Here is a 10,465-nt window from a genome sequence, read left to right as displayed (position 1 = left end):
GGGCATTCCGCACGTAGCCCGTAGCACGCCGACCTTGTGGGCATGAGCGCAAGCGAAACGCCCACAAGGACACGCCCAAAAAATAAAAATCCCTCACAAATTAACATTGTGAGGGCAAAAAATGAACATGAAGATACTTAATGTAATATACTTACTTTTTGAGTATATACACAGGTTGATTTATCAGTAACGACCAGCTGATAAATTCCATTGGGTAGATTATCTGTACTAAATACATAATTTTGTGCTTGTAGATCACCAGTGTGTAAAATTATTCTCGTTCCAAGAGCAGATATAAGTTCAATTTGAGCATTTTTCAAAGGTTCTCTTAACTGTAACTGCAAAAGATCAGAAACAGGGTTTGGATATACATCTACCGAGCCACTAAATAAATTTTGATGTAAATTAACGAGTGGACTGATAACCACCGTAATGCTAGGAATAGGGGTAGTTAGCGAGCCACTATTCGCATTGAGTTGTGTGGTACCAGGTGCATTAAATGTTAAATTTGAGAAGGTAGCCACTCCACTTACTGCTGTGGCTGTATGATTGACCATAGGCAAAGAAGCCGTATTTGTCAGGGTAACTAAAAGAGAGTGGTCTAAGTCACGGTTATTGTTAGCATCAGTACTTTCTACTACAGGAGATTGTGCTAATGGGCTCCCCTGAACACCTGTGGGAGAGGGTTGAGTAGTAAAACGAAGTTTAGAAGCTACTACACTGATTGCATTATTTGCTGCACCCGACTGGACAGGACTGTTGAGTGGCATCATGTAAGTACCTGTAAGGTTAAAACAAGAATTATCTATTTTGAAAGCTATGTTTTGTCCATCTACAGTAGTAGGTAGAGTTCCTCCTAAGCTCGTTTTGAGCCATATTTTTACCTTAACAATACTTACAGAATTGTCAAGAATGGTAACAGGACTTGTAGGTGCAAACACTAATGAGTCAGGTTTGATAGTAAGTGGGAATGCGGTAGAAGATCCTGTAGGTACAAAAACAGCTTCATGGATTAGTTGTGTCCAATCAGTAATATCATTTCCTGCACCTGCTTTAATTACGAAGCTGTTTAATATACTTGGAGTGGTATTAAAATCAGGACAATCTCCATCTTCTTTGATAATGAAATGGAAATTAAAAGGTGCGGATGCACTATCATTAGCCATAGAGCTGATAGTAGCTGGTGGAATAAACATTGGGTTATTAGAAATGGTATGACCTGTATTCATTAGAGAGTTGAGATAGGTGACCGTAGTGCCTGATGTCATATTTACAGTATTTGCTCCTGAATTCCAGTTTCCATCTGCATCTACGATAACAGAGGTGATATTTCCTGTACTAAAATCTCTAAATTCTACTCTGCGAATACCATTAGGAAGATTATTAGGTATAATTACGCCATATTTATTGGGTTTACCATCAACTTCGTTCTTATACCAGGTGGCTATTGAAGAAACTGAGGATAAATCCAGTCCATCGTTCTCAACGATACCTGACGCTATGGGCTGCCCTGTACCTGCCACGTTATCGTACAAATAAACCATTGTTTTAGGGGATGCAATCGTGGTGTCTTTGAGTGCAGAACCATTGGCTATTCCTGTACCGTAGTCAATGACATTAGTAGTGTCATTAGCTGCTACTCGGGTAGCTATGGTTGTTCCGCCTGCGCCATTGTTAAGCATGAGTTTAGGGATGAGCTTTTTACCAGGCGTAAATCTTGGATTGCCCGTAGTTTCTAGCATAAACCAGCCTGAATAAGTACCTGTGGCAGATGCAGTAAATTCTTCGTAGTTCCCCGCAGTAGCCATACCGGGGCTTGTAGTACGAGTAATGGTACCTGAAGTCATGTTAATAAGATAAGGATTTCCTGCACCTGATACGGTTATTGGGCTACCTACAGTATCCATTTGGTTGAAGTAGCGGTATGTTGCACCCGGCGTTAGACCTGATACGGTTCCCCAAAATATGAAAGGAGTACGGTTGTTGTTAGTACCATTTACACCTTGTACATACTTAGGCAGCTTAGTTACAAAGGTTATCTGTGCTGATGCAATGTGGAAACTGACTGCACAGACTAATACAGTAATGCGAATGAAGGAAGTTTTCATAATTTAAGTAACAATTTTGCTTCAAAGTTAAGATAAAGCCCATAAAACTGTGTTATCTTATTGTAAATTATATCCAATCTATTTTTTTATAGACAAAATCTATTTTTGAAGTTTAAGTTTTATTCTCTGGGCGTGTCCTTGCCCACACAAGCGCAGCGAAGTGTGAGCAGGGCACGCCCAAAAAATACATCAAAACAAAAATCTACTTCTTTGGCACGCATTGAGTAGTTCTTGTTTTGCTATTTTTATACTTTTAGAATATCATTGAGAATATCTCATTTAATCTGCTGTCCAAATCACCTACAAAAGTTTTGTGAGGAATACCTAAATCTCTCAAAATTTTCTCAAATTTCTGGTAGCCATTCTGACTTCTTAGCTCTATCCAATTTATATTTAGCTGGTTCAACTGCGTCTTATTCAATGTGGAGAGTTTGTCTGCCACAAGTATTTTGCTATTCCGAGCAACTACTGCATCTGCACTTTCAGGATTACCTTTGCCCATTAACTTTACTTCGCATTTGTATTTCTTTCCATTACAAATGAGGTAAAAGTCAACTTCTCTTTCAAAATTTAAAATACTACTTTTCTCTACTCTTCTGTTTAATTGAACAACGTAATAATCTTTTGGCACATCAAATAACATGCAGAGAGTTTGCATTAAAGGTTTTTCTACTTTTTTACCTGCTGTACTCCATAGCCCACCACGTAAAGCAGCACGTTTTACAGCTAATGTGTTAATAACAATCAAACTTTCATTGATGTTCAAGTCTACACTTACACCTCTAAACTTGATGGTTAAGTTCAAGTCTATATCCTCTTGGTTATCAAGCAAGTAGGAAATGGAACTATGCAAAAGTTCATAATGCTGATTGGATGCGTCAATAACTATTTGTTTAGTTGCAGAATTGAACATGTTGGTTATTGTTTTTCTATTCAAACCTGAATGAATGGCAATTTCATCAGCGCTTAGATTGGGATTAAGAAATTCTCTTTTATACCAGTCTATCACATTTTTATTTCGTATTTTGGCTTGTACTATTTTTTCAAAAAATTGTATAGCAAACTCTAAGAAGTGTGCATTGATTAAAGCTATAATTTCAATGCGGTAGTCCTGACTTTTTATTAGGCGAGAAATAATGTTTTTTGTTACTTGTTCAGTTAAGGTCATTTGATTTTTGATAATTCAATATGCTTGATAAATTCGGATAAAGTTAAAAATTTGACTTGTTCCTCGGGTATCAAAGTAGGGTTATTTTTAGTTTTCATATATTCAAAATAAGTAGGGTCTTTCTCTGTCAAAAAGAAGTTTCTGTCCATGAGCTTAGCCGTTTTTCCGACAGTTCCACTTCCTGCAAAAGGATCAAAAATCAAATCCCCTTTAAATGAATAGTATTGAATTACTCGTTTGCACAATTCTACAGGGAACACAGCAGAATGTATTTTATCAGAACAAGGCTCAATTTTCCAAACATTAGTGGTTTCGTATCCATCAGGAACTCGGCTATCCTCTATAACTTTTTTATCGTAGGATTTTATATTCCAATCAATTAGCTTGTTTGTTTCTTTTCTGTAGACCATTATATATTCAGTTACAGTGTTTGGTTTGTAAGCTAATGGTTTTCTATGCTGCATAAAGCCCCCGATTCTATTTTTGACGGCATATTCAGGCTTTTGCCAAATAATATCATCAATAAATTCCCATCCATTCTTTACTAGGTAATAATGTAAATCAAAAGGGATTGGGTATCGCTTACTAGAATGAGAACGGCTAACGCGAGGAATGATAATCGGCGAAGTATTGACTACTAAAAACCTACCTTCTTTGGTAATACGGTGAATTTCCTTAAAAACCTGTTCTAAAAACTCCAAGTAAGCTTGATAACTTGGATAAATAGAATAATCTCGGGCATTATAGTATGGGGGAGAAGTAAAAGTTAAGTGGATACTTTCATCAGGTACATACTTTAAAACTTCTAATACATCTGCATTTACCACAACATTTTTCAAAAACTCGTACGTTTCAGGGTGGGGCAAAGAATTTTGAAACGCAGGTTTTGCATGGGAAAAAAATTCCTTGCGAATTAACTGCTGTACCATTTCATTAGGATGATTAGCTAAAAGAATTAGGCGATTGATTATTTCTTGATCGTCATTAAAAACCAGCAATGCCCGTATTGCTTGGCATACAATCTTAGGGTCTTTATCTTGTAAGAGCTTACAAAGTATTTCCTTGTTTTTAGGATTTCTCATTCTACCAATAGCAGAGACTACCTCTCGTTTGACAAGTGTATTTGTTTCTTTTTCTAACATAGAATACAGTTCAGGCAAAAATTGCGCATCATTTAGCTTCCCTATATTTTTAACAGCTAACAATCTTACCTGAAAATGTTCATGCTTTAATAGTGGAATCAAAAATTCTCCATTAAAATTTTTTGGGGGATGTCCTAAGTTTTTTAATATAAAAGTAATGTTTTTGATTTCTTTTTGTTTGTCAATTAAATGACTTAACTCTCTACTATCTCTATTTTTTAGTTCATCAATAAGTTTTTTGCTTAACATATTTCAAGGTTATGCAGTGCAATTTACGAATTTTTGAGTTGTCATTGCGTGAGGTATGCGGAGGGTGGGCGTTAGCCCAGCGCGGAGCGCAGCGCAGCACCGAAGCGATAGCGTAGCCCGTAGCACGCCGACCTTGCCCACACAAGCGTAAGCGAAGTGTGGGCAAGGACACGCCCAAAAAATAAAAATAATTATCCTTCGTGTAAAATAAACTTTTAGAGCGGCTACCAAAAAAGGGAATATCTATTTTTTTGCAAGTAATTTATCACAGATAACTTGCTTGAACTTATCTACGGTATGGCTAAATAAACCTTTTGCCAAAGTCCATTTGATATTTTCTGCGGCAAATTTAGGCTTTAACTCATCTACACTTCGTAAAGTGGCATTAAGTACCGAACTTAATTTTTTTACATTAAAGTTACGTAAAATGAAGCCATTTTTGCCGTTAAAAATGAGATTTTCAGTAGCAGGCGTGTGATTAACAATAGGAATGGCACCTGCGTATCTTCCCTCTGCTAAAGCTGCCGAATATCCGTCATAAATAGGAGCAGATATAAAAATGTCTGTAATTTTCCACAAGGCAGGCATATATTGCGAAGGTAGATAAGAAAGATAAACAAAATTAGAATTATGTTGCGAATAATTTTCAAGCTGCGAAACAAAACGCCGATTTCCCCCATAACTCGCCCCAAGCATGATAAATTTAACTCTATCCCCCCAAAATGCATTAACATCTTTGAACGCTTCAAAAATAACATCGGCTTGATAAATAGGCTTTATACCTCTTGGACTTAATACCACTTTCTGATGAGGTTTGATTTGTAGCAAGTTTTTTACATACTCAATATCTGCCAATTGAACAGTATCAAATTTTTCCGTTTCTATGCCCCAATATGCTACATGATACTTCTCTTTTGGCACATTGAACCATTTTTCTAATCCATAAGCAATCCACTCATTGTCAGGAATAAGGTAGGTAGCAGTATTACAAAACTTTTGAACCTGCTGTGAAAAATAACGGTGCTTTAATTCTTGAATAAAAGTTCGCCTGGAACTTACTTTGTCTTTTGCCCATCCCCTTTGCTGAATAAGCTTGTAAATAGGTTCATAAGCAGGGGCATACTCTAACACATCTGCTCCCATAGCTTGAGCAACAATCGGTAATCCTACATTTGCCCACTTTGCCCAAGTTCCAAAAGGTGTTAAGTGCATCGGATTGAGAATTTCTATTTTCTCCCTTAAAATAGCCAACCTAAGGGCTTTGCGTTTTTGCCAAAACGTCAAATAACTATACTTTCCTTTGTGTAAGGAAACTACTTTCACATTCGGAATTTGAGCATCTTCTAATGAAAAAACTACAACCTCAAAACCTGCTTTTTGCAGCGCTAAAGCCCACTTTTGACAATGAAAATTTGTAGCTTGGGATAAAATTCCAATCCGCACCATTTATGCATTTACAAAAAACATACTAATTAAAGCTTCTGCAATTTTGCGGTCATTACTTAATCGTGGTAGTTTATTCTGCCCACCTAACTTGCCAATAGACTTCATATACTCTATGAATCCATCCTTGGGCACTACTCTAATTTTAAGCAACTGCAATACATTTCCTTGCCGCAAATCCTTGTAGTATGAGTTAAGCTTTTGCATCTTTTGGTCTAAGTGCACAGCAAAAGCATCTAAATTTTCAGGCTGCTTAGCAAATTCAATAAACCACTCATGATAAGGTAGCTCTTGATGTCTATCAGTTAAATAGGGGGCAACGGTAAATTCCGTAATTTCAGCACCAAAAGCTTGAGCTGTTTCCATCATAGCTTTGTTGACCTCCTCTACAATAACATGCTCGCCAAAAGCAGAAATAAAATGCTTAATTCGCCCTGTAACCACTATACGATAAGGATTTTTACTCACAAAGCGAACTGTATCCCCAATATTATAACCCCATAAGCCTGCGTTCGTATTGAGAATAATAGCATAGTTGACCCCTACTTCGACCTCTTGTAAAGATATACGCGTAGGATTAGGATTAAAAATGTCTTCAACAGGTACGAACTCATAAAAAATATAATTGTCCAATATCAATAGCAAACCTTCTTTATCTAAGGTGTCTTGATAAGCAATAAAACCTTCGGATGCAGGATATACCTCAATCATCTGTAATTTTTTACCAATAGCTTGATTAAGTACTTGCTCATAAGGTCTGTAATCTACTCCACCTTGCACAAAAACAGATAAGTTAGGAAACACTTCTGATAATTTTTTGCCTGTTAGTTTATAGATCTCTTCACAATACATTTGGACCCAAGGGGGAATACCTGAAATTAGCCTCAAATCTTGTGATATTGTTTCCTCTGCAATTTTTTTAACTTTAGTTTCCCAATCTGCAATGATATTTGTTTCCCAAGAAGGAACTCGATTACGCAAAAACATTTTAGGTACATGGTGCTGCACAATTCCTGACAATCTGCCCACAGGAACACCGTGTTTTATTTCATCAAATTCGGGGCTACCGCTTAAAAACATCATTTTACCAAGCATAAAACTTACATCGTTCATGTTATAGGCACATAAAAAAATAGCATCACGGGCAGCTTGTATGTGCGTGGGAATAGACTCTTTGGTAATGGGAATATATTTTGTTCCAGAAGTGGTACCCGAAGTTTTTGCAAAGTAAAGAGGTCTACCCTTCCATAAAACATTCTTTTCTCCATTGAGTACACGTTCAATATATGGTTTTAACCCTTCATAGTCATTGATGGGAACGTATTTTTTGTAGTCTTGATAGGTTTTAATTTTGTCAAAGTGGTGGTCTTTACCAAATGCTGTGTTTTTTGCTTGTTGAATAAGATAATGAAAAGTTTTTTCTTGGTACTCAATAGGATTATTTGCCCATTTTTGGATTTGTTTGTATCTGCGTTTCGCTAACAGTTTTAGAAGCCATGGTAGCATAATTTTCGAGGATATATAGCAGCAAAGTTAAAAAATGTTTCTGGTTGCATTACAAGTTTTGCATAACAAGGTTAAGGTATTTTATTTGATGAATTTTATTTTATTTTTGCAGAAATGAAAAAAATTCAGATTTGCATTTTAGTGGTAGGAATTTTGAGTTCTACCTTAGCGCAGGACATATCTGATGTATACAGGTGGTCTTTTGTTGGAATAGGTGGTACGGCACGCAGCGCAGGTTTAGCTAATGCTGTTACAGCACTGGGCGGCGATGCTATGAACGCAACGATTAATCCCGCAGGTATAGGACTATACCGAAGGAGCGATCTCATGTTCACTCTATCTACACGAATAGGTAACACATACAGCAAATACTTAGAAACAGATTCCTACGCAGGTCGTTTCAATTTAGCTATTTCAAATTTTGCATGGATATTACCCCTTAATCCCGATAACCGAGATAACGAAGACTGGCAAGGCGCAGTATTTTCATTTCATCTTAACCAATACAATAATTTTGCTAAAAGGACTATTTTTTCAGGCTACAATACAACAAACTCAATATGCGATTTTTATGCCCAAGAAGGAAACCGTACAGGCGTAGGTGAAAATACCTACTTTGGTAGATTAGGTTGGAACTCCTTTTTAACAGATAGCGCAGGCACAGATAAACTTTTACCTGCTATCACAGGCGGTAGAGTAAACCAGTCTTTTGACAGATTTGAAGCAGGAAGAATGGGAGAGTACGGAATTTCTTTTGCAGGTAATTATGCTGAAAAACTATTCTTAGGAATGAGCTTTAATGTAATTAGAGGAGTGTACAACCGTGAAATTGAATATGTAGAGGAATCTGATACGACTACAAATTTTAATTACATTCTCTCTCGAAACGGCGGTTTGGATGGCTATGGGCTGTTCCGAAGCACTTTCACAGAGGTACTGAAAACCAAAGCCACAGGAGTTAATCTTCGAATAGGAGCTCTATTTAAGCCTAATAACTGGCTTAGGTTGGGACTGCATTTTCAAACGCCTTCTCTTATAGGACTTGAAGATCAATACACTACCCAAGTAAATGCAGATTTTAGTCTCAAAATTGGTAATCCTAACTTTACTGCTCCCTCTTATGGGGATAGTATAAGGGGCACTTATGAATATAACATTATTACACCCGCAAGGTTAAAATTAGGAAGTGCTTTTTTCATTGCCCGCAGAGGTTTTATTACTTCTGAAATAGAGTATGTAAATTACCTTCGTGCTCTTATTTATGACGACAATAACTCTTTTAGGGAAGTGAATAAGCAAATTGCCCGAAACTTTCAAGCTGTACTTAACTTTAAGGTAGCAGGCGAAGTACGCTTAGATAATCACTTTCAATTCAGAGCAGGTTTTGCTGCCTTAACTACACCCCTTAATGCCGCAGCCCGCCAATATACTGCCAATAACTCTACTCAATACATTATGGCTTGGCAACCTAATATCACAGGCGGATTCGGCTATAGAGAAGAGAACTTTTACATAGACCTGGCTGCTATTTGGAATGTAACCGAAGAAAAATACTACCCTTACATTTTAGTAGATAGCCCTTCTCCCCTTGCAATTAACCGCTTTACTATGCTGCAAATATTCTTCACCGTAGGTTTCAGATTTTAAAAAGCTCTGAAAATGTCTTTTTTCGCTTAATAAATCTCAAAAAAACAATACTTTTGGGATAAAGCTCAACAGTTTGACTAGCTAACCGCTGGACCTGCATCCTTTTAAGCTTGTATTCTCGAATTTTACCGAAAAAGTGCCAATGTGCGCGTATAATAGCAACAACATGTTTAACCTTACCTTTGAACAAGTAAAACACTCCTGCTAAGCCATCTAAAATAAGTCTTTTAAGAAGTGTAGTGTACAATTTTTTTTGTGGAAGATTTTTGTACAGCATTAAAAGACTATTCCGAAAATTGAGATAAGTTTTTTTATGATGCTGCATAGATAATGTACCTCCCCCTACATGATAAACTACACTTTTAGGTTCGCACCAAACTTCATAGCCTGCTAATTTTGCCCGCCAACACCAATCTATCTCCTCCATGTGAGCAAAAAAAATTTCATCAAATCCACCAATATGATGCCATACTTTTTTTCGTATTAGCATACATGCACCTGTTGCCCAAAACACAGGTATAGCCTTATCGTATTGACCGTTGTCTTGCTCACAGTGTTCAAAAATTCTACCTCGGCAAAAAGGTATTCCATAGAGATCTAAAAAACCGCCACAAGCCCCTGCATATTCAAAATATGTCCTTTGACTATATGACCGAATTTTAGGCTGAACCGCAGCTATTTTTACGTTACTTTGCATGCACTCTACAAGTGGTTCAAGCCAATTTGGAGTAAGCTCAACATCAGAATTGAGAAAAACAATATATTCACCTTTGCAGTAAGGAACAGCATCATTATTCCCTTTTGCGAAACCTTTATTTTCTTGAAATTGAATAACTTCTGCATCAGTAAAATGGGCTTTTGCGTACGCTACACTATCATCGGTAGATGCATTGTCTACAATTAACCATTGCACACAAGGGTAAGTAGTTTGCTTGTAAAAAGGTAGAAATTTTTGTAGCCAGTGCTTGCCGTTATAGTTTAGTATTACTACGGAAACTAGCGGATAGTTCATTATGCAAAATTAAAAGCTTGCGAAGTAGCAGCACAACATAATTTATGCTTGGATTTACCTCAAATAATCACATATCTTATCTTACCTTTCAAATGAGAGGTACTCGTTTAAGTTGATACCTACCCTAAGCGGTCCCAAATTCTCTACAGGTTTTTTGAGTTTCTCCTCAATAAATTCTATATGGCTATAC

General features: G+C 36.9%; 8 protein-coding genes. 1 reads left to right on the top strand and 7 read right to left on the bottom strand.

Annotated elements, in window-relative coordinates; all coding sequences use genetic code 11:
* Nucleotides 1-137: 137 nt before the first annotated feature.
* The 6 genes from NZ519_08195 to NZ519_08170 all read right to left on the bottom strand — a co-directional run bounded on the left by NZ519_08195 (nt 138) and on the right by NZ519_08170 (nt 7,616).
* Nucleotides 138-2,108: a T9SS type A sorting domain-containing protein gene (locus tag NZ519_08195; protein ID MCS7028731.1), complete on the bottom strand. Its 1,971-nt coding sequence runs from the start codon at nt 2,106-2,108 to the stop codon at nt 138-140.
* A 253-nt stretch (nt 2,109-2,361) separates the two neighbouring features.
* The gene (locus NZ519_08190; GenBank protein MCS7028730.1) at nt 2,362-3,276 is read right to left on the bottom strand and encodes a CfrBI family restriction endonuclease; all 915 of its coding nucleotides are present in this window, start codon (nt 3,274-3,276) and stop codon (nt 2,362-2,364) included.
* Complete coding sequence (locus tag NZ519_08185) at nt 3,273-4,667, bottom strand: DNA methyltransferase (protein ID MCS7028729.1); 1,395 nt, start codon at nt 4,665-4,667, stop codon at nt 3,273-3,275. The genes NZ519_08190 and NZ519_08185 overlap by 4 nt, the downstream gene beginning before the upstream one ends.
* Complete coding sequence (locus tag NZ519_08180; protein MCS7028728.1) at nt 4,645-4,845, bottom strand: hypothetical protein; 201 nt, start codon at nt 4,843-4,845, stop codon at nt 4,645-4,647. The genes NZ519_08185 and NZ519_08180 overlap by 23 nt, the downstream gene beginning before the upstream one ends.
* Nucleotides 4,846-4,910: 65 nt before the next feature.
* Nucleotides 4,911-6,110 carry a glycosyltransferase gene (locus NZ519_08175; protein MCS7028727.1) on the bottom strand — a complete coding sequence of 400 codons (1,200 nt, stop codon included), beginning with the start codon at nt 6,108-6,110 and terminating at the stop codon, nt 4,911-4,913.
* A 3-nt stretch (nt 6,111-6,113) separates the two neighbouring features.
* A complete protein-coding gene (locus tag NZ519_08170) occupies nt 6,114-7,616 on the bottom strand; it encodes a GH3 auxin-responsive promoter family protein (GenBank protein MCS7028726.1) in 1,503 nt (500 codons plus the stop codon).
* Between the two features lie 114 nt (nt 7,617-7,730).
* Here NZ519_08170 and NZ519_08165 point away from each other — a divergent pair, with 114 nt between their 5' ends.
* Nucleotides 7,731-9,263: a hypothetical protein gene (locus tag NZ519_08165; protein MCS7028725.1), complete on the top strand. Its 1,533-nt coding sequence runs from the start codon at nt 7,731-7,733 to the stop codon at nt 9,261-9,263.
* Here NZ519_08165 and NZ519_08160 read toward each other — a convergent pair.
* Complete coding sequence (locus tag NZ519_08160) at nt 9,253-10,275, bottom strand: glycosyltransferase family 2 protein (GenBank protein MCS7028724.1); 1,023 nt, start codon at nt 10,273-10,275, stop codon at nt 9,253-9,255. The genes NZ519_08165 and NZ519_08160 overlap by 11 nt on opposite strands.
* Nucleotides 10,276-10,465 lie beyond the last annotated feature (190 nt).

Source organism: Bacteroidia bacterium (assembly GCA_025056095.1).
Classification (GTDB): Bacteria; Bacteroidota; Bacteroidia; order JANWVE01; family JANWVE01; genus JANWVE01.
The sequence above is the reverse complement of the archived record's forward strand: the minus strand, read 5'-3'. Positions and strand labels throughout refer to the sequence as shown.